At 42.7% G+C, this 19,479-nt stretch carries 26 protein-coding genes; 24 read left to right on the top strand and 2 right to left on the bottom strand.

Annotated features, from left to right (window positions below; genetic code table 11):
- The first annotated feature begins 62 nt into the window (after positions 1-62).
- The 6 genes from ACG1BZ_RS17355 to ACG1BZ_RS17330 all read left to right on the top strand — a co-directional run bounded on the left by ACG1BZ_RS17355 (position 63) and on the right by ACG1BZ_RS17330 (position 3,614).
- The gene (locus ACG1BZ_RS17355) at positions 63-464 is read left to right on the top strand and encodes a hypothetical protein (RefSeq protein WP_413662919.1); all 402 of its coding nucleotides are present in this window, start codon (positions 63-65) and stop codon (positions 462-464) included.
- 77 nt (positions 465-541) lie between these two features.
- Positions 542-904, top strand: coding sequence for a DUF2750 domain-containing protein (locus ACG1BZ_RS17350; protein ID WP_413662918.1), 363 nt, complete (start codon positions 542-544; stop codon positions 902-904).
- 135 nt (positions 905-1,039) lie between these two features.
- Positions 1,040-1,474: a hypothetical protein gene (locus ACG1BZ_RS17345; protein WP_413662917.1), complete on the top strand. Its 435-nt coding sequence runs from the start codon at positions 1,040-1,042 to the stop codon at positions 1,472-1,474.
- A 492-nt stretch (positions 1,475-1,966) separates the two neighbouring features.
- Positions 1,967-2,314 (top strand): hypothetical protein, encoded by a 348-nt coding sequence (locus ACG1BZ_RS17340; RefSeq protein WP_413662916.1) that lies wholly within the window; start codon positions 1,967-1,969, stop codon positions 2,312-2,314.
- A 509-nt stretch (positions 2,315-2,823) separates the two neighbouring features.
- Entirely contained in the window at positions 2,824-3,333 is a 510-nt protein-coding gene (locus ACG1BZ_RS17335; RefSeq protein WP_413662915.1) for a hypothetical protein, read from the top strand.
- 32 nt (positions 3,334-3,365) lie between these two features.
- Positions 3,366-3,614, top strand: coding sequence for a serine kinase (locus ACG1BZ_RS17330; RefSeq protein ID WP_413662914.1), 249 nt, complete (start codon positions 3,366-3,368; stop codon positions 3,612-3,614).
- Positions 3,615-3,649: 35 nt separating this feature from the next.
- On the opposite strand, the gene ACG1BZ_RS17325 is transcribed toward ACG1BZ_RS17330, so the two are convergent.
- On the bottom strand, positions 3,650-4,591 hold the full coding sequence (locus ACG1BZ_RS17325; RefSeq protein ID WP_413662913.1) for an IS110 family transposase: 942 nt from the start codon (positions 4,589-4,591) through the stop codon (positions 3,650-3,652).
- A 324-nt stretch (positions 4,592-4,915) separates the two neighbouring features.
- Between ACG1BZ_RS17325 and ACG1BZ_RS17320 the strand changes: the two genes are divergently transcribed.
- From ACG1BZ_RS17320 to ACG1BZ_RS17235, 18 genes are all read left to right on the top strand, one after another.
- Positions 4,916-5,155 carry a hypothetical protein gene (locus ACG1BZ_RS17320; RefSeq protein WP_413662912.1) on the top strand — a complete coding sequence of 80 codons (240 nt, stop codon included), beginning with the start codon at positions 4,916-4,918 and terminating at the stop codon, positions 5,153-5,155.
- Between the two features lie 555 nt (positions 5,156-5,710).
- On the top strand, positions 5,711-5,971 hold the full coding sequence (locus ACG1BZ_RS17315) for a hypothetical protein (protein ID WP_413662911.1): 261 nt from the start codon (positions 5,711-5,713) through the stop codon (positions 5,969-5,971).
- Positions 5,972-6,593: 622 nt separating this feature from the next.
- Positions 6,594-6,890, top strand: a complete 297-nt coding sequence (locus ACG1BZ_RS17310; protein WP_413662910.1) for a hypothetical protein — start codon at positions 6,594-6,596, stop codon at positions 6,888-6,890.
- A 95-nt stretch (positions 6,891-6,985) separates the two neighbouring features.
- Positions 6,986-7,321 carry a hypothetical protein gene (locus ACG1BZ_RS17305; RefSeq protein WP_413662909.1) on the top strand — a complete coding sequence of 112 codons (336 nt, stop codon included), beginning with the start codon at positions 6,986-6,988 and terminating at the stop codon, positions 7,319-7,321.
- A gap of 493 nt (positions 7,322-7,814) precedes the next feature.
- Complete coding sequence (locus ACG1BZ_RS17300; RefSeq protein ID WP_413662908.1) at positions 7,815-8,276, top strand: ankyrin repeat domain-containing protein; 462 nt, start codon at positions 7,815-7,817, stop codon at positions 8,274-8,276.
- A 77-nt stretch (positions 8,277-8,353) separates the two neighbouring features.
- Positions 8,354-8,755: a hypothetical protein gene (locus ACG1BZ_RS17295; protein WP_413662907.1), complete on the top strand. Its 402-nt coding sequence runs from the start codon at positions 8,354-8,356 to the stop codon at positions 8,753-8,755.
- 89 nt (positions 8,756-8,844) lie between these two features.
- The gene (locus ACG1BZ_RS17290; protein WP_413662906.1) at positions 8,845-9,042 is read left to right on the top strand and encodes a hypothetical protein; all 198 of its coding nucleotides are present in this window, start codon (positions 8,845-8,847) and stop codon (positions 9,040-9,042) included.
- A 243-nt stretch (positions 9,043-9,285) separates the two neighbouring features.
- Positions 9,286-9,696 (top strand): hypothetical protein, encoded by a 411-nt coding sequence (locus ACG1BZ_RS17285; RefSeq protein WP_413662905.1) that lies wholly within the window; start codon positions 9,286-9,288, stop codon positions 9,694-9,696.
- A 140-nt stretch (positions 9,697-9,836) separates the two neighbouring features.
- On the top strand, positions 9,837-11,006 hold the full coding sequence (locus ACG1BZ_RS17280) for an AAA family ATPase (protein WP_413662904.1): 1,170 nt from the start codon (positions 9,837-9,839) through the stop codon (positions 11,004-11,006).
- Between the two features lie 128 nt (positions 11,007-11,134).
- The gene (locus ACG1BZ_RS17275; protein ID WP_413662903.1) at positions 11,135-11,425 is read left to right on the top strand and encodes a hypothetical protein; all 291 of its coding nucleotides are present in this window, start codon (positions 11,135-11,137) and stop codon (positions 11,423-11,425) included.
- A complete protein-coding gene (locus ACG1BZ_RS17270; RefSeq protein ID WP_413662902.1) occupies positions 11,422-11,916 on the top strand; it encodes an NUDIX domain-containing protein in 495 nt (164 codons plus the stop codon). Before ACG1BZ_RS17275 ends, ACG1BZ_RS17270 begins: the two co-directional genes overlap by 4 nt.
- Positions 11,917-12,445: 529 nt before the next feature.
- Positions 12,446-12,754 (top strand): hypothetical protein, encoded by a 309-nt coding sequence (locus ACG1BZ_RS17265; protein WP_413662901.1) that lies wholly within the window; start codon positions 12,446-12,448, stop codon positions 12,752-12,754.
- Positions 12,755-12,973: 219 nt separating this feature from the next.
- Positions 12,974-13,282: a hypothetical protein gene (locus ACG1BZ_RS17260; RefSeq protein WP_413662900.1), complete on the top strand. Its 309-nt coding sequence runs from the start codon at positions 12,974-12,976 to the stop codon at positions 13,280-13,282.
- A 150-nt stretch (positions 13,283-13,432) separates the two neighbouring features.
- On the top strand, positions 13,433-13,735 hold the full coding sequence (locus ACG1BZ_RS17255; protein WP_413662899.1) for a hypothetical protein: 303 nt from the start codon (positions 13,433-13,435) through the stop codon (positions 13,733-13,735).
- Between the two features lie 108 nt (positions 13,736-13,843).
- Positions 13,844-14,101 carry a hypothetical protein gene (locus ACG1BZ_RS17250; RefSeq protein WP_413662898.1) on the top strand — a complete coding sequence of 86 codons (258 nt, stop codon included), beginning with the start codon at positions 13,844-13,846 and terminating at the stop codon, positions 14,099-14,101.
- 420 nt (positions 14,102-14,521) lie between these two features.
- Positions 14,522-15,361, top strand: a complete 840-nt coding sequence (locus ACG1BZ_RS17245; RefSeq protein WP_413662897.1) for a GH12 family glycosyl hydrolase domain-containing protein — start codon at positions 14,522-14,524, stop codon at positions 15,359-15,361.
- A 109-nt stretch (positions 15,362-15,470) separates the two neighbouring features.
- Complete coding sequence (locus ACG1BZ_RS17240) at positions 15,471-15,728, top strand: hypothetical protein (RefSeq protein ID WP_413662896.1); 258 nt, start codon at positions 15,471-15,473, stop codon at positions 15,726-15,728.
- A 432-nt stretch (positions 15,729-16,160) separates the two neighbouring features.
- Positions 16,161-18,101, top strand: a complete 1,941-nt coding sequence (locus tag ACG1BZ_RS17235) for a hypothetical protein (protein WP_413662895.1) — start codon at positions 16,161-16,163, stop codon at positions 18,099-18,101.
- Positions 18,102-18,371: 270 nt separating this feature from the next.
- Here the strand turns inward: ACG1BZ_RS17235 and ACG1BZ_RS17230 are convergent, their stop codons facing one another.
- Positions 18,372-19,040, bottom strand: coding sequence for a FecR family protein (locus tag ACG1BZ_RS17230; protein WP_413662894.1), 669 nt, complete (start codon positions 19,038-19,040; stop codon positions 18,372-18,374).
- Positions 19,041-19,479: the final 439 nt, after the last annotated feature.

Below are 19,479 nucleotides of genomic sequence, written 5' to 3'. Positions count from 1 at the left end.
TTGCTCCTTCGTCGCTAATTTTAGCCAACAATTTTATTGCCTCTTAACGAGGCGTTAAGTGTATGAAGCACATTGTACTAACGACATTGATCTTGGCTTTCTCGTTGACTAGCGCGGCTTGTCCTATTAGTCCGTTTAAGCGGGTCACTTTGGAGTCTGATAAGTTCCTAGAGCAGTCCGATGTGATGTTCTTTGGCAGACTCGAATCCGAAGAAATAGACTCAGAAGCTATGGAGCAAACCGCAACCTTCACGGTCATCAAGTCTTATAAAGGTAATGTAAACGGTAAGGTCATAATTAAAAATAAGCTTAGTAGCAGCTGCTCCCGTGGGTTTCAGGTGCCTCAAAGTGCATTTTATGTTTATGCTAAATCAACAGAGAAAAATGCGATTTACAAAATATCAGGGTTTGCTTCATTCGTACCTTTAGGCAGCGCTCAGGAGTTAGAATGGTCACCAGAGTAAAACACTTAACAAGGCGCGCAACCCGACGGCTACGCCGCCGGTTCGCTTGGCGTTATGTGATCAATAAGGAAGTATAGATGGGACAATCAGCTTCACAGGCTGCAGCATTTTATCGAGATGTAGCCAAGAATGGTAAGCTATGGACTTGCAAAGATGAGGGGGGGAATCCTGCCCCTTTAACGTCAAGTGGAAAAAGAGCAATGCCATTCTGGTCAACTCATAGTCGAGTTCAGAAAATTATAAAAAATGTACCTGCATACTCAATTTTTGAGCCACAAGAATTAACATGGGAAGAGTTTGAAAAAGAGTGGGCACCAAATTTAACTGATAGTGAGCTGTTAATTGGCGTAAACTGGAGTGGTAAAAATGCTACAGGTTACGACCTTGAGCCAAGTGATGTTATTGCTAATGTTAGCTATTACCTCGACAAAAACACATAACCAGTGCAGGCAAAATCGCCCGCAAGCGGGCTGGACCTCCCTGGCGGTCGGCCTTTGCTGCAGGCGTTAGCTTTTTTTGAACTTGAGATACATTACTGACATAAAACATAAATGGGGATGAAGTGGAACATGGAAATGACTGAAAAAGTAAAGGGCACAGTAAAATTCAGAGGGCTATTTGGCAGTCTAGTTATTAGCATCGGTGGATACTTTGCAACAATTTTAGCGTTCGCGGTTTTTTATACTGCTGATAGGGTCTTAGGAAATAATCTCCCATTAAATGAACCAGATCCAGATAAACTAACAGTAAAAATGATTAACTTTGCAGTAGGAATGTTGTTCCCATTCTTGGCAGGTATTTATTGCGGGAGAAAGAATAGAAACTCGATGACATACACCCACTATTTGTTGATTTTAGTAACTGGGTTGTATGTAGGTTACCTGATCAAAGGCCAGCTAGAATTAACTTTTGTAGTCTTGTACTCCATCTTAGCAATGTTCGTTGTGTATTCGGGATATAAACTTGGTGGCAGGGGTGTAGGTAAATTCGCTAATCGACCCATAAGCTAACAAGCGGCTGCTGTCGGACTGGTAAAAGCTCCGGCTTCGCCTCCACTTTTACCAGCCGTAGAGCCGGACGTTAAATTTCTAAGGGCAATCTCCAAGTGAGCCGTATTGATAACTCTCTCATTGTGATTTCACTTTTGCCATGGTTATCGGCTATGTGGGTAAACTGGTATGTCATTGAGATGGGCTTTGTCCATTCAAACGAGTCTCGTGACGTAGCAAGGCTAGCTCACCATGTAGTTGCCGGTTTTACTGCGACGTATTTGGCTATTTTATTTCTGTGGTATCGCAAGCAGCGATTCAGACTGTACAAATGTTTACCATATCTGAGCTGTATCAGTTTTTTAATATGGCTTAAATCGCTGGGGTGGCCTCAATGGACATAAAATTTAACCAGGCCAGGCAAGATCGCCCAGCCGGAGGCTGGGCTGGACAGCCTACGCTCCGCTTCGGCTGCCCTTGCTGGCAACGTTATGTGAGCAGGAAATAGAGCATATGGACATCGCGATACAAATGATTGATCAAGCTTGGCAATTACTTGTGCGTATTCCATTTTGGTTGTTGTTGTCCACACCATTGATAATCGCTCTCTACTTTTATGCAAAGAAAATCAGAAGCGTGCAGTGGAATATGGCAATAAAACTGTTGCTTTTTGTTCCACTTTCGGCCGTCTTACTTGCTCCAATGCCGGTTGGCATGTTCATAGCACTCGTGCCTAATGGTTTTTTGCTCTTTAGTGGCCTTGAGTACTACAGTAGGGTTTTTGCCTGGTGTGTTTCATCCATACTCGTATCAATGATAGTTTGTTACTTCGTAGGCAAGAAATACCTGAGACCCACATAACAAGGTGCGGCAGCTGACATTTTACTTTGTGCACTTTTTGCACGGTCGCTGCGCTCCCATTTTCGTGCAAAAAGCACACAAAGTAAGCCGCCGCTGCGCACGGCGTTATTGTGGCGGTCGGTTTTATTGATTTTTCGTAGTAACTGAAAGTTTAGTGCCACTAAATATCAGCCAGTATTGAGCAGTTTTATTGATTGCTATTCAAGCAGTTTCGCTCCTAGAGCGTTCGCTCAGGTGCTGTAAAAAGAGGCAGTCCGCAGCAATTTCGTGGAGTGCCAGTAAGATAGGAATTGGTTGGGGAAAGTGCGGTATTCTTTCTTCGTAAATATTGGGCAGTGGCCAGCCAAAGTTGGCTGGCAGAGAGCAGGTAGGTTGTTCAGTGCGCGCCAGCTATAACCAGGCCAAGCAGGCTCGCCCAGCCCCTGTGGGGCTAGGCTGGACAGCCTACGCAGCGCGCTTCGCACGCAAACGCTCCGGCTGCCCCTGTTGGCAACGTTATGAGTAAGATCATGAAGAAATACGCAATCATCTTAGCCAGTCTTTTATTGTGCGGTAAAGCTTTTGCGTGCGCCATCCCCGCTCAAGGATCTTACTGGTCCCGCGATGAACTAATAGAAAATACAAATTCAATATATCTCGCGACACCGGTTTCTAAAAACCATCAGTTTAAATTCAAAGTAATCGAAGTGTTAAAGGGCCAAGAAGTAGCAGAGTTTCAGTGGCGTACCTTTCGCTCAAAAAAAGAGCATAGTTCCATTGACTTCAATTCACATGAAAATCCGGATTTCTGGAAAGAAGGTGATGAGAAGGTTGCTCGCTCACCGTACTATGGTGGAGCATGTACACTGCAATTTACTTTCGTGCCCGGAGAGAATTATCTTATTTTCAAAGAATCTCCAGGTCATTTTCACTCTGCGGAAATAATTAAAACTGAAAGTGACAAGTGGTACAAATATGTACGTGCCAAGGTCACTCATAACAAGTCAAAGCAGCAAGGGCCTTCGGCCGGGACGCGCTAACGCGCGCCCCTGTTTGAAGCGTTAAGCACACTATGAAATCTGCATTTTTACTACAGCACTTACACGTCATCGCAGAAGATAATGAATGTGTAAAAGTCATTGGCCTCTACGCAAGTAAAGAGGATGCCCTAGGCGCCATTGAAAGGTTAGCTTCTCAACCAGGGTTCTCTGGTTGCCCAAAGCTAATTGACCCTCTTGAGGATGATGAGGAAAGTGGGTTTTATATTGATGAATATGAGATAGGCAAAGATCATTGGTCCGAGGGGTACGTTACAGTCTAATGCTTAACAAGTGACTATGGTTACTCGTCAAGTTTTTAAGCCATACTTTCATCCCAGTAGGTGTTGTTTTTCACCATTGTATTCAGGATCGTAATCTGCTTTCTCATGCAGGCAACCAGAGCAACCTTTTTAGGTTTGCCAGCGTCGACTAATCGCTTATACATGGGCTTTAGTTTGGGATGATGTTGTATGGCCGACATGATGGAAACAAAAAGAACCGTGCGTACGCGATGCCTTCCACCTCGAATATATCGTTTGCCCTGGAAGTTGCCGCTATCACGGTTCATCGGGGCGATACCGACAAGTGCAGCGATTTCTTTACGGTTCAATTGTCCTAGCTCAGGAAGTTCACTCATTAACGTATAGGCCAATACATTTCCGACCCCTTTGGCACTCAACAATAGGTCACGCCTTTGCCGCCACTCAGACACACTGTTAACCAGTTTATCCAGTTGCTTGTCGATACCTTGTAGCTCTTTCTTGATGGTGTTTAGAATGGTCTGTATAGGTTTGTGTACTGATTTCGGCATTCTCTGAAGCCGATTCTTTTGCATTGTACTCATCTCTAAACACTGACTTCTTACCGCCAGTAAGTCACTGATCTCCCTAAGCTTTTCTGGTTTTAGCACCGACAGCCCTGGCTTCATGGCCTCACCAAAATGTGCAATATCCATTGCATCTAGCTTGTCAGTTTTGGCGAGGCGCCCTGCGGATTTAGCGAAGCTCCTTATCTGCGAAGGATTGCAAACAACAATAGGTAATCCGGCTTTGTCGGCGGCGCAAACAAACTCTAACTCGAGCCTTCCCGTAGACTCTATTAATACTCTTTGAGGTTTAAGAGGTTGTAGTTGTTTAATGGCATCTTTAATGCCATTTTTATCATTGGCAACACTAAAGAACTGGCCAGTAGGTCTCACATAAATATCGAGTTGTTTACTGCTGGTATCGATACCGACATTGATCTCTTGAGGTTCCATAAGATAAGCTATCTCCGCCTTGCTATTCGGGCTCGAGGCCCACATGACTATCCGAGTTATGCCTAGTGAGTGCTTATCACGTTCATACTTGTTATCGGTCTTTTACGAACCAGCCAAGCAGCGAACTGTGATAAACAAGGCCTTCGGTGGCCGCCGAAGGTGGGTCTCAATTTACCCGTTAGCGAAAAGGATTTTCAACATCAGAATCGATCAAGAACAACCATACAAAGTGCAGCACAGCGCGGCTGCGCCGCTCTGACAAGCTACACTGCGTTTCGCTTGCCAGTGTGCACGGCGTTATGCACAAGGAGTGAATAGGATATCGTGAGCAGTTGGGTAATATGTCTCTGTGGAGAAAAGATCAATAAAAATCTATTCGCAGGTAGCGGCTGGTCTCTGGTTGTTCCTGAAGAAGTCATTGATAACGAAACTGTCACTGAATCCGATATACAACAAATCATTGTTCAGTCCAAAACTGAAAAGGTCTGTCCGTCCTGCGGCTGCTTAATTGTGGTTAACGACCAAAGTGACACGGTGCAATTCTTCAAGGAGCAAGTCGTATAAATGCATAACAAAGCCAAGCACGAACGCCAGCGAAGCTGGCTGGACCTACATTCCGTAGCTTTGCTGCTCCATTTCGGCTCGTGTTGACGGTGTTATTTTTCGAAGTACCCATAGAGCATGAGTGTTAAACAAGAAATATATGTGGCGCTTTTACGGCACACCATCCCGAGAGCAAGAAATGAGCTTTCTCGGAAGCTACCCGTTGGTCGAAGCAAAGCAAGCGCATATGAATTGTGTCAGTTAACCCATGATCTTGTAACTTCTATTTTAGAAACTGACTTTGTTGATCATGATTTCTATTTTCTAAACGTACACGCACGGTCATACTGCAAGTACGCGACAGGAAAGCCAGAATGTAGGAATATAGTTGGGCTAATAAAAGAGCTATTTGATGCTGTGCCGCAAAATCAAAGGCATCGTCTTAAGTGGCGAGGCCCAGAAACATAACAAGACAATTAACTTCGCCCCAGCCACCTCGTGGCTTCCGCCAGACCTCCGGCGCTATCGCGCCTCCGGCCGGTTATTGCGGGCATTATGTGTCAATGAGTAGGAAATATGATTGATGTCATTGATGGGTTTAAAGCAGGTGGTTGCGGTAAAATTTTTATCAGACACTTATTTAAGCTTATTTTTATATTGTGTGCTTCAATAGTTCTTGTAGGATTGATTCGCGTCTTACTTGGGAAAGATGAAATAATACCTCTTGGTGCTGAATTCATTGGCGTTTTAATAGCTTTGGTATTAGTGCACTTAGTTGATTTCATGCGGGCGGTAATTAAAAATGGCGAGCATTCTGATATACCCCCAACCACATAACCAGGCCAAGCAGGCTCGCCCAGCTATTGGTTGGGCTGGACGGCCTACGCTATGCTTCGGCCGCCCCTGTTGGCAACGTTATGCATCTATGAGTAAATTGAAAATTATTGTGCTCTGTCTCTTGCCCTTAGGTTGCACTAGCGTCGACAGGTTGGGTTCTGAAGCTCGATTTCAGAATATGCTGGGCACTAAAATACTTACTAGCGATGGCCTCATTTGTAGTAGAGCTCCCAGAGCGGGAATGTCAATCCAAAATGAGATTGTCTGGCAGAATAAGAATGACAAGTGCTACATCGGTGATACTGTAGCAACGCTCAAACAAGGTGATTCAGTCGTAGTCACTGATATCGTTGAGGTAAAGAGATTAAATTTATTCAAGTTTCAGCATTGGTTTGTCGTTGGTCACTTACAGCATCAAAGTGAGCCTGTTTCGTTCGTTTACTATTGGGGAATGTCAACAACATCGCCTGACTACCCTGACAACGTAATTTTGCCAAAGTGGAAGTAATGCATAGCAAGCGGCTGTTGCTGCCCCTGCGGGGCTGGGACGGCCTTTCCGCTGCTCCGCAGCTACAAGTCCGCCCCAAAGCCGGGCGTTAAGCAGAAATTACATGGCGGTGAAATGATAGTAATTTTAAGAATTTTACGTGGAATTATTGGTTTCGTAGGTGCCAACGACGCCGTGAGAGTAGTTCTTTCAATATTACCTTCACCTGGAGGTACAGGCATGGAGGTCAGCCCAGAAGAAATGCTTATAAAACTGTTGGTATCTGTGGTGTGTTTATCAGTATTTCTGTATTCGAGGCGCATTATCAATCAACGTTATCAGCAACAAAGCAACAAAGCAACAAAGCAACAAAGCAACAAAGCAACAGTGATAAATTATGTATCGCGTCCCCGTGGAGCCTGTAGTGCTTAACAAAGCCAAGCACGATCGCCAGCAAAGCTGGCTGGACCTACATTCCGCAGCTTCGCTGCTACATTTCGGCCCGTGTTGGTGGCGTTAAGTTTCACATGAAGAGAAAGCCTAGAATACTGAAAAAACTCCATAGGCACTGGTTGGAGTTGGCGGTTATTGATCTTAGCCAAGATCCTATATGGCGCGAGCTGCTATTTAACTCAGAGTACAATAGCGAATTCCCTATTAATTCAGAAAATTGTGAGGGGTTGTGGAAACCGGCGATCAAAGCCCTTCGTAAGTACGGCTTAGAGTATACGGTTAGTAAGGTTCCAAAAAATCAGGCAGTTGAACCATGGTTGGCAGAGGGTGGTTTAGTGGTGTTTGAGTTCAAAGCTAAAAAATTCCCTGCAGTGCACATGCAAACAGGTAACAACCCCGATGTCATATAGATCTAACCAAAAACTTAATAAAGCCAAGCACGTTCGCCAGCAAAGCTGGCTGGACCTACATTCCGGAGCTTCGCTGCTCCATTTCGGCCGTGTTGGCGGCGTTAACTGTCACTGCATATTATGGATATATTGATAAAAATTGGGATTTTAATAATTAGCCTGCTTTTTGCCGGGGCAATAGTGTCGCTGGTGGTTGCAGTCTTTAGGTTTATCATTCGAAGTGGCATCTCCAGGACTGGCATCAGTAGTCAAGAAATCCAAAAAAATCATGTTAAAGCAACTTTTGCTCAACACGCTCTTAGAACAGAAGGTGAGCTATCAACTAAGGCTTCAATATGGCGAGCTTTAATTTCGTTTGCAGTAATTATCTGTATAATACTTGTAGTTGTTATATTCTTTGCGCCGCAACTTAGTATTAACAGTTAACAAGTCAATCCAGCTGACAGCTGGCGCAGCAGCTGATTGAAGCGTTAGTTGGCAGTAGGAGCAATTAATGAAATCAGGGAAAGGATTAAGGTGGCATCGCCTCCACACAGTTGAAAGTGTTTCTGAGGCGTGGAGTATTATCAATTCTGGTGTGCCTGTAGATATCTGCGGTTCGGGCGATGTACAGCCGATACATGTCAACGACAATCCGGATATAATTCGGTTGTTTATCAATTTGGGTGTTTGCCCTGATGTAAAAAGGGGCGATGGAATGGCTCCACTTCATATTCATAGTAATCCAGAAGTAATTCGTGTTTTGCTCGAGGGCGGGGCAGATCCTAATTTGCCAAATAGTGAGGGCGAGTTAGCGATACATTATGCATCAGACTTAGGGTGCTTGAAGCTTCTCCTTGAATATGGGGCTGACCCATCTAATCGAAGTGAAGAAGGCGATTTTGCTGAAAAACATTTTGACGATGTAGAAATGGAGGCATTAATAATTGAATACCGAGCTAGAGAGAGCAACTAACAAAGCAAGTCACAGGAAAAAAATTTCGCTGGCCCTCCAATTTTCCCCGTGCTCATGGCGTTAACTGGAATTTCTATATGAGTCAATTCAAGCCAGGCTTTAGGATTTCATTACTCGATATAGCGGTGCTAACCGTCGCAGCTATTCTGGCTTATGTGATAAGTAGCAGATCAATGATTTTGATGACGATTGTATTGTTCGTCGTTGGCCACTTTTTCTTATTTTGTAACGTAATCCGTATATCTAGAATATCTGAATTGATTTGGGCCGGTGTCTTCGTTTCAATGTCTACTATTACAGAAATAGCTGGTATTGTCAGTTGGTACACTACAATCGGAATTAGTTTATTTGTAACGTTTGTGCTGGTGATATTAGAGTTGCGTAAAGAAAGCTATCATGGGGTTCTTTGGCAGGAAGTTAACCCCAATTTGCCTGTTTGGTATGAGAAAAATATGGCGGGTAGTGAGAGTGTCAGTTAACAAGGCCAAGCACGATAGCAAATGCAAACATTTGCTGGACCTCCGCTGCTTCGCAGCTCCGGCCCGTGTTGGCGGGCGTTATGTTTCCTATGAATAGAACTATCATATTAATCGTCATTGTCTTATTCCCAAATATTGTTTGGGCAACCTCTTTTGCGTGTGGCAAGCCTGAGGTCAAAGAAAGTGACGAGCGAATAACATTTGAAAAAATGGAAGGCGACACTACTGGCGGAATTTATAAAGTGCACTTTCCAAAAATTGAGAAATATAAGCCGTCATTGGTGTAGGCTGTATTTTCGTCTCCTCAAAATAATAGCATTGGCGCAGCAGAGCTAAAGATTGAAGATAAGGTCGCTACGTATGTAGGTAAGTTACTATATGCGGGTAGCATCAGTGTAAAAATCAAGGCTGAATATATCGATGGCTTTGGTTGTAGCTTGGCAATCGATCAAGAATAACCATACAAGTAAAGGCAGCGGACCAAAAACTGCGTTTTTGGTCCGCTGCTTTAGGCGTTATGTGAGGTCAGGATGAAACCACTTATTCTCTTAGCCTTTATGCTTTGTCTATCTAGCTGTGTTGTTTATCCCGAAAGACATATTTCTGAGCCTCGATACGAAATTTCGATTGCCGGAGGAAGCTTCGTAAAAGTTCAAATTACTTCGGTGCTAGAGGCAAAGGCTGGAACATGTGAAGGTGGCAGTATTTTATACCTTGAAGAAGGTATGTATATTTCTGAACCTGTATATGGATGGATCAAGATGTCATTTATGGTTCCAATTGATTCATTTAAGCCGATCAAAATATGTGCTATTGAGGAAAGTGGTAAGCACTACTATTGGGAAGAAAATACAGGTATATTTGGAAACGACTACCCAAAATCATGGAAATTTAAATGTGAAGTTACAAAGGGTGCTTTGAGCTGTGAAAAAGTCACATAACAAGTTGCTACACCTGACACATATAGCTACGCTCGTTTTGTGTCAGTCGCAGTGATCCATGTTTACACAAAGCGCTCTCCGCCGCGTGTGCAGGTGAGCAAGGCGTTATATGTCAGAATCTACTATGAAAATAGATTTATATGATTAATACAATCTCAATAGGAAATTACCGATCGTTACTTAATCTGGTCATCCCCCTTAGCAATCTAAATGTTGTAACTGGAGCTAATGCTAGCGGAAAGTCAAATCTGTATAAATCACTTCGTTTACTTGCCGAAACAGCCCAAGGAGGCGTTGTTAATGCTTTGGCAAAAGAAGGAGGTTTAGACTCTACATTTTGGGCCGGTCCTGAAAATATAACAAAAAAAATGATAAGCGGTGAGTTACTCGTTCAAGGAGGACCAAGACAAAGTCGAGCGAGGTTGAGGTTAGGTTTTTCTAGTGATGATTTTGGATATGCTATTTCTTTAGGGTTACCAACGCCGTCGAATTCTGCTTTTTCATTAGATCCAGAAATTAAAAAGGAGAGTATTTGGGCTGGCAACGCCTACCGTCCAGCAAGCTTGTTGGTAGATCGTGAAGGAAGCTTAATAAAAGTTCGTTCTGATCGAAGCTGGGAGGTTGTAACCCAGTATGCGAGCAGTTTCGACAGTTTATTCAGTCAAATTGCGGACCCTGTAAGAACACCTGAGGTTGTTAGCATAAGGGATAATATTCGTAACTGGCGGTTTTACGATCATTTTAGGACTGATGCAGATGCTCCTGCTAGGCAGCCCCAACTAGGAACAAGAACACCAATTTTAGACAATGACGGGCATGATCTAGCTGCAGCACTTCAAACCATAAAAGAAATTGGGGACTCGCAGGCTTTATCTGAAGCAATAAATGATGCGTTTCCTGGAGCCAAATTAGATATTCTCATGCAGAATAATGGGAGGTTTTCTGTTGAATTTAGTCAGTATGGTCTGCTACGACCTTTATCTGGATTCGAACTATCAGATGGCACCCTGAGATACCTGCTTTGGGTGGCAGTACTATTAACCCCAAGGCCTCCACCGTTAATGGTGTTGAATGAACCTGAAACTAGCCTCCATCCAGATTTGTTACCAGCCCTAGCTAAATTAATTATTAAAGCATCGAAATTTACTCAAGTATGGGTTGTATCTCATGCATCGCGGTTAATTGCTGCACTAGAAAGCTCAGAGGATTGCAACTCAATTAGGCTTGAGAAAGAGCTGGGGCAAACGAAAGTTGTAGGTCAGGGTATACTAGATGAACCAATGTGGGCTTGGCCTGACAAAGGGAAATAAGTACCATGCTAGAATCACACATAACAAATCAATCAACTACGCGCCTTCGGCGCCGGACAGCTAAAAGCGTGGCTTTGCCACAGCGCTGCCGATTATTGATGCGTTATGCATGATCGTGAGCTATCCATATGAAAGAAGTTTTTGATTATTTGGTATCGAATCTTGGGTTTTCTAGAACTAGGTTTAATAAATTAAAAGGAAGTACCTACCAAAAGAGCGGCTACACTCTTTTGGTTACTTCTGGTTGGGCGGGGCGCTGGGAAGAATTTTTGTGTTTCAAACTTGAAAAAGATGGAGATGAAGTGTTCTCGATAAATTACCAAGTTGATACTGAAGGCTATAAAAGCAAGCCCAAGATTTACTCTGCTAAAGAGATAAACTATGATCTCAAAAGAAAGCTAGAAGAGGTTAAAGTTTGAGCGATTTTAAATATTGTCCAGCCTGTAGCCACAAACTTGAAAAACGATTATTAGAATCAGGTTATAAGCTATGCTGCAGCACTAATACTTGCGATTTTGTCTTCTGGGAAAATCCTACTCCTGTTGCAATCGCTCTGGTGGAACATGATGGAAAATACATTGTAACTCATAACGTCGAGTGGCCGGATTGGAAGTACTCTTTAGTCTCTGGTTTTATTGATACTAACGAAGATCCAAAAAAGGCAGCAATGCGTGAAATTCGTGAAGAACTAAATTTAGAAACCACCTATATTGAGCTTATCACGACCTCAATATATGAAAACCTTAACCAAGTAATGGTCGGATATTATGCAAAAACCGAGGGTGAAATTATCCTCAACGAAGAAAACGATTCATACAAGCTGCTATCTCGTAAAGAGTTAGCGTCTTGGAGCTTTGGGAGAGGGTCTACACCATTAATTAAGAAATGGCTAGCGAGAGAAAATGCATAACAAAAGCCAGTGCAGTCGCCAAATGAAAAAAACGCATTTGGCTTGACTCGCTACACTGCGTTTCGCTCGCCTGTGTGGCTGGCGTTATGCATTTATGAAGAGCAGGACTATTGAAAGGTAGAAAATTAAATTTAGTCTTTGCTCAGATCTTATTGAATCTTTCTACTTATTTTTGCGTGCTAAGTTAACTGAACATAAAGGCAACGAGGTACTTCTCATTGCACCGTATTCTAGTAGAGGGTGAATGCTCCAAGAAGGCGAGGAAATTTCATGTTCAGCATAAGATATTCGAGTCTTACATAGAATTATGTTCTTGTGGCCAGAGAGTGAAAAATGGCAGCTAGAGTTAAGTAGCCAAATACATCAAGTTAAGGCCTATGATAGTAAATTTGATGCGTTAGAAGTCGTTAAGTCAGAAATTGAAAAATATTAGGAAAAGAACAATGTGCCAGGCGCATAACAAAATGCTGCTAAGGAAAAACCTACGCTGCGATTCGGTTTTCCCCAGAGCACGGCGTTATGTTTAACCATGAATGAGTTGCTACCATATTTAGAGCAATGGAAAACCTCTAAATTAAAAATATTTGAGACTGAGGACTATGCCGTCTCTATCACCGAGGAATTGGGGAATACGGTCAAATTTCGATACATCGAAATCGATGGAAACGGCCTTCTAACAAGAGCAACAATTTGGGAAAGTGGTAGCTTGGTAGTTGAGGCAATCGATATCGAGTCGGAGAACCAAGTTCTTCAAAAGTCATTTGAAACATCTGAGCAATGGCAGCTAGATGACAAACTAAATTGGTGGCTAAGTGAGGTAGCTACGTATGAAGCTTAAAAACATAACAAAGCTAAGCACGGCCGCCAGCAAAGCTGGCTGGACCTACATTCCGCTGCTTCGCAGCTCCATTTCGGCCCGTGTTGGCGGCGTTAGGTGACTAGAGTGCGAATTTTAACATTACTACTGTTTCTAGGTTTAATTGGATGTGTCCCAATCCCGCACTACAGTAATCTTACTCCTGAAATATCAGGTGTCATTACTGAATCAGGATCACCTATGAATAATCTGCCCGTACGCGTTGTAGCCGGGAATGGAGTCGAGCAATGTGAAGGTAGGAGCTCCGATAGCAAAACTGACAAGCTAGGTACGTTTTACTTGGCGCCTATTGAGAAATTTAATTTTATGTCGGTCATTATGGCGCACAGTTTCTTTCCTTGGTCTGTTTGCGCCCTTAGCAACGACTCATGGATTACTATCGCGCAAGACAAGGCATATGCACTTGTAGACAGTGGGCCAGTGCATAAAGTCGAAATTGAGTGTAATAGCTTATCTCCCTTTACCCAATGTGCAATTAAGGAAAGATAGTGCCAATCAGACGTCACCTAACAAATTTAGGCAACATCGCCACTTCGTGGCTGGACCTACATTCCGCAGCTTCGCCGCTACATTTCAGTCGTTGCTAAGAGCGCTATGTGACAGAGTTACCCACAAAAAGTAGACACCAGTTTTATAACCATGAGCAAGATTGATCTGATAAAAGAAGAGTTGATGAGAGTTTGTGAGGAGCTAAAGCTCAAACCTGAGCCTGAGCTAGACGTTCTTGGTAAAAACATGCTCGAACGGACGCACGATATCTTTGGCAAGGAGTATCCGCTTCTGGCATGGAGCGAAAGAGATCCTGATGGTGCCCTTGCCGTAATAATAGAACTCCGTAAAAAATCCTGGTTTGGTTCAATCTCATGTTTTCAGTCTGGTTTTAGAATTAAAGATGGAGCTTCAACGAACCTGGGTGAAGTGGAGCTTTGGGAGTATGACTAAAAACATAACAAATCAATCAACTTCGCGCCTTCGGCACCGGACAGCTTATACTACGCTTTGCTTCATTCCATCTGCTGGCTATTGAGGCGTTAAGTGCATAAGGATGCTATGGAATTACAAAGAAAAATAGAATACGCAATAAACCTCATTGATAATAGCGACCCCCTAATATTTGAAGAACTATTTAAACTTGTTTCTCTCTGCAAGGAAATTCAAGAGCTTAAATCTTTGGATAATATGCCGATGTCTGAAACAGAAGTTGAATTCATGGGCAAGATAATAAAGTTTTACAAAAAAAATGGGCAATTCCGGTCTGAAGTTAATCGGTTTACTCTAGCTAAGCAGTTGATTAGTCAGGAAAAGTGAAAATTGAGTATATGCATTACAGTGTTATCACTTAACAACTTGCTCAAGTTCACTCCGTGCCTTCGGCACTCCGCGGGACGCCAGCTTCGCTGTCGCCCCTTAGCAAGACGTTAATGGTCGTTATGAGTCGGCTATCAAAGGAGCTGTGGCATACAAGTCCTTCGGTGGCGGCCGAAGATGAGGCTCAATTTATCCATGAGTGGAACGGGTTTTCAAAATTAGAGTTAGGCAAGAGTAAGTATATAAACGTATATTGTTTTCCTCTATTGCGATATAACAATATACGTTATGTACCAGTTGCCGAAAGTATGAGTGTTGGGGCTAATATTGGATGATAAATATTTTGTTTCTTATCAAAAATAAAGAATTAGGTAGTTTAAGAGAAAAATGCTATTTGTTAACTTACTGGGAAGTGGAGTTTTGAGATTTTTATTGTGTTTTTTTATTATTATGACTGCTTCTTGTGCTACTAAAGTTAGTAATGGTTCTGGTTGGGTAAAGCCGGAAACTACAACTATCAGCTGTGAAGACTTTCACAATGTACCTACCAAGCTGGGTATAATGAATAATAATGTCTGGAATAAATATGCTGCAGAAGATGATCCTTGGTCCCAATGTTTGGAGAAAAGACTGGTAGAGGGTGAGTTACAATTTGGTTGGTCATGGTCTTGGCCTTTGGATCGACGGGTAATTTATTCCCAACCACAAATAAAAATAGGGTCTTCTCCTTGGGCGCCGGAACCTAAGTTTGATGATGCATTCCCCTTAAAGATATCTAGTCTGGCGAATCTTGATATTTCACATCATACAGAAAGTAAGTCGAGTGGAGATTATAATACGGCTACGACGATGTGGTTAACTTCTGAAGCTTATAGAGGGCGTAAACCAAATCGTTCGGTAATAGCGGCTGAAATTATGATCTGGACATATTTTACTGATGGACATTTCAACCCTGCGGGGATAAAACATAGTGAGGTATCGATTAATGATTCAGTATGGGAGGTTTGGTACCATAAAAATTGGAAGGATATGTCGGGAGTAAATGATAATAATTGGGTGTATGTATCATTTAGGGCCAAGCAACCTTCCATGATTGCCTCTATTCCTGGTTTGGAATTACTGAATTACGCAGTTCGAAATAGTTTAATCCCCAAGGGTCTATTTATTGCCGATATAGAACTTGGGAATGAAGTTATGAGTGGCTCCGGAATTACATGGGTAAAGGATTTTACAGTTGATTATCAGGTGAGAGAGTTGTGAATTTGTAGATACTTTTGATTAAATGTTGCTACAAGTTTCTTTTCTTTTGAAGGCCGAGATACCTATGTTGCCAGATTAAATCTATTTAATTGATACATCCAAGGAGCTTGTGGAAGCTTGGAGTGAAGTATTTGAAGATGTTGAAATTGTAGATTTTATTGAGGGTGATTTATTTTCCAGGTCAACTGATGTAATGGTTAGCCCTGCCAATAGCTTCGGAATTGTGGATGGCGGGTTAGATCTGCCAATTAGGGATAGGCTCGGTTTTCAAGTAGAGGATCGGGTGCAAGAACGGATCAAATACGACTTTCATGGAGAGCTTCCGGTAGGATCAGCAGTCGTAGTACCTACCTCCCATGAGAATTAGCCATATTTAATATCAGCTCCAACTATGCGAGTGCCGGAAGAGGCTTCCAATACGTTAAATGCATATTACGTTTTTCGAGCAATCTTAAACTCTGTGCAGCTATTTAACCGATCAAACTCCTCGGAGAGAATTAACTCGATTCTATGTCCTGGCCTGGGAACAGGTATAGATAGCTTATCGGCTAGGCGTTGTACAGGCCATATGCGAGCAGCCTATAACTCCTTATCCAAGCCTTCAAGAATACCTAGTTATACAGAAATACATGCAACACATAGAGGGCTGCAATTAGCTTACTAGTGCATAGCAAGTATCTTTATAGAAAGTGAGTGAAAAATAGTCAGGAAAGCCTTAAGCTGCATTGAGTTGAGAAGTACATCTTCTTTTAGCAGATTAAGGCTTTAGGCATAAGTACCAGTACTAAGGGGATACTCTATGGCGTTTGATTACGGCTCGATTGATTTGGGCCTGAAGAACCCTTTTAAGAAAGAAGGCCGGGTTACCGCAATTAGGGGGGGAGTTCAGTTTCTTGTAGCCCTAATCTTGCTGTTTATCGCTGCTGGCCAGGTGAAGTCGGACCCCGTAAGTGGTTGGGTGCTTGTCGTGGTGGGGGCAATCCTACTGGTCAGCGGTATCAGAGCTCTATCAGGCGGCATTTTGGCCTTATTACGCTTCTTTGTTGGTCGAAATCATCCGGTATCATTAGCTTTTAACCACTCGAAATCTGAAACGAGTACGGCATCAGAAGAGAAAAATGAAGTGGCTTATACCGCTTCCGGCTTAGAAGAGATGTTAGTCGGCCGTAAGAATCCAACCTTTCTAGAGCCTAAGGGCTTCTTGGCTCGGGTATTACACAGTATCTTCCCTAAATTGCTTTATATGCCATACCCCATTCGAAATATGGCTCAGGCACAGTTTGGCGCATGGGTAAGTACATTAACTGTCTTGCTCTCTTATGTCATTGTCGCTTTTATTTGTCTCAGTGGTTTTGCTGGTGATATGGGAGAAAAGCTATTCCCGATGTACTCTGCCATCGCTTTACTTTATACATTGATTGTATGGCACTCTGCGAGTAAAGGTATTTCACGGGAAGCCCAGAAAAGTGTAGCGAGCCTTACGGGGGGAAGTATTGCAAAAACGATATTATTCTCGATTGTGGTGCCTCTGTTGCTAGGATTGGGGTTAAGTTTAGGCGTTGAGGCTTTTAAGGGGGAAGGTACTACTTCCCTAGATGAAATAATCAGTGTGTCCGGCGTATTGACTGAAGCTTTACCGAGCTTTAGCCCGTTCTTGTATATTCTTGGGGTTATATTTGTAGGCGCTGCTTGTAGTTTTGCTGTTGTCTATATGCTGCGCTTTAGAAGCGAAATAGCAAACCCAGTCACTGAGGTTTCTGAATTAAGGGATAACTGGCAGGAATCGGTTCACCCGAAGGAAATCTTTATAAACTTGGATAACCTTGTGATGGCAAATCGTCGTTATAAGGAAGTGCCCAATCGTATTTACAGAGAGCTTGATCCAAAACTTGAAGAGCAAGTGGATGGTAAAGGTTCATTCAATGGGGAAATGATCCAGGAAGTACAACCTACCGTTCGTCCTGTTGATTTGGGTGATAAATTCAAGCTGATTCGCGATATTAGTCTTTTCGCAGGTAATGCGCTTTATATCGTTGTTACTGCGCTAGCTATTTGGCTTGCATATTCTTTGATTGATGTTATTCACTTCTTTCAGCCGGAATCTCTTACAGCCATTAAACAGGAGTTTGGAGCCTTAGACGAGGAAGCTGGCCGCTTAGCTCTGCTAGAACAGTATATTTCAGCAGGCGGCGCGCTCTGTATGACGCTAATTCACCTGCTATTGATAGGATTTATTCTTAATACATTTGCTCGCTTGTTGGTCAATGCGGCACATATCTTCTTTGCTGAGATGCAGTTTGAATCACTATTGGTGTATTTTAAATGCGAAGGGACATTCACTGAATCTAAGATCTCAACGGGCACTGGAATACATGACAGTACTCGTTCTGAAAATGTACTAGTCAGAAGTTCGATTACGCCTTGGGTGATAGTAACCAGGGTTGTCTCCAGTACATTTGCCGCATCTGGCATGAGAAACTTGGAGTATCCAAGGCATATACTTGAAATGCATAAGTCTGAACGCGACTTATCTGAAATCAGGGATGACGTAATTAGTTTCTTGAAAGATAGAGAGTCTATTGCCTCCATTACAAGCAGTAGAGACTTGGAAAACACTTCGAATATTCATGCTATTAATCAGCAAAGTCGTGCTCTGCCAATGACAGAACAGGGACAATTAGCTCAAGATGAAAATGCGGCTGGTTATTTGAGGCAAGAAGATAAGGACACGGTTGAGTAGGGTTTACAGTCTTTTCTTTGGTTCTACTGTCACTTACTTTGAGTCAAAGTGATAAAAAAAGCTGGCAAGGTTCGGAGTCTCTGGACCAGAAAGAGAATTCCTGGTACCCCTTGCCAGCTGAGGGTACTAGGCTAGCAAATTACGTATTTTTAGTAATACTGAGCCCCTAAGATTGACCGTATTTGCTGGTAGAATTACAGAAAAGTACTGTTTTATCTTTATTGTTAGGTACACAAGACCACTTTTGTTGGTATTTAACAAGCTAGGTTATTATTCTGGAAGCAGCTCTAGCACTGTGTGAGACTCTTCTTTTGTGACTTTCAGGTTATAAGATTTGCTCAGACAGAGGACGGTATCTTCTATATGATTCAGGTCATAAACCCCACTAACAAGTAGTCTACTAGTGTTCTGGTCTCTCGTCACAAGTGGTGTATTTGTAAAGCGATTTAGCGATATTAGAAGTTCTGTTAATCTGATGTTATCAGCCTTTGTAAATCCACTTCCCCAATCCTTATAGCTGGAAACCTCAAAACCTTTGATTGCACCGGTGTTGTGCTCAGTCACTTTGAGCATCTCACCCTTCTTTATTTCGGCGCGATTTTTATTTTGTTTTATCGGGCTGACAGTGATATTCCCTTCGAGAACAGTGACTTCTGTTATTCCATATCGCTGGTCAATATTGAAAGTGGCTTTATGTGTACGGATCAATGCTTGTCGTGATTCTACTATAAATGGCCAGGTTACCTCTTTACAAATGCTTATTTGGGCCTCCCCATTTAATAGACGTATGCGTCTGCGTGTCTCTGAATAATTAACGAGTACTTTAGTTGTGGCGCTCAACTTTATATGGCTACCATCGGGGAGGGTTTGCTTAGATATTTCCTTGGGAGCTGTTTGGTAACGGCATTTAAATGGCTCCCGTGTCTTTAAATCTTCCATACTTTTCCCCTCGGCTTGGCTCGAAAGCAGAATTGGTCCTTATAGGTGGGACCTTAGTGCGCTTTATATATTTTATTGTTAGCGCCTGACTTTTTATTATTCCACCTGATTGGGGAATTAATAGGGCATACTTGTCTCCGATACTGGCTCTTATCTTGCGACGCTTTCTTTTCTTTTTTAAGGGGGATTTGTTGTGGTTTTATTAAATGGTCATGACTAGAGAGCTATTTCGCTGTGTTTTACCGTACTACGATAAATTTTATCTGCTTGGAGGTAGGTTATCTTGGCCTGAACCTGCGATAGTTGCTGTTTTGTGAAAACAGGGGGCTTATTAGGGTGGCCTGGGTTACTTTGTGATAGGCGATTCAGAGAGTTTCCACGGGGACACTTACTTTTTCGATGTAAAAGAGCTTTAAACGCCATCAGGGACTAAAGTTGG

The sequence above is a fragment of the Microbulbifer sp. CNSA002 genome (genome assembly GCF_047324085.1).
GTDB lineage: Bacteria > Pseudomonadota > Gammaproteobacteria > Pseudomonadales > Cellvibrionaceae > Microbulbifer.
This window is presented reverse-complemented; position numbering and strand designations above follow the sequence as displayed.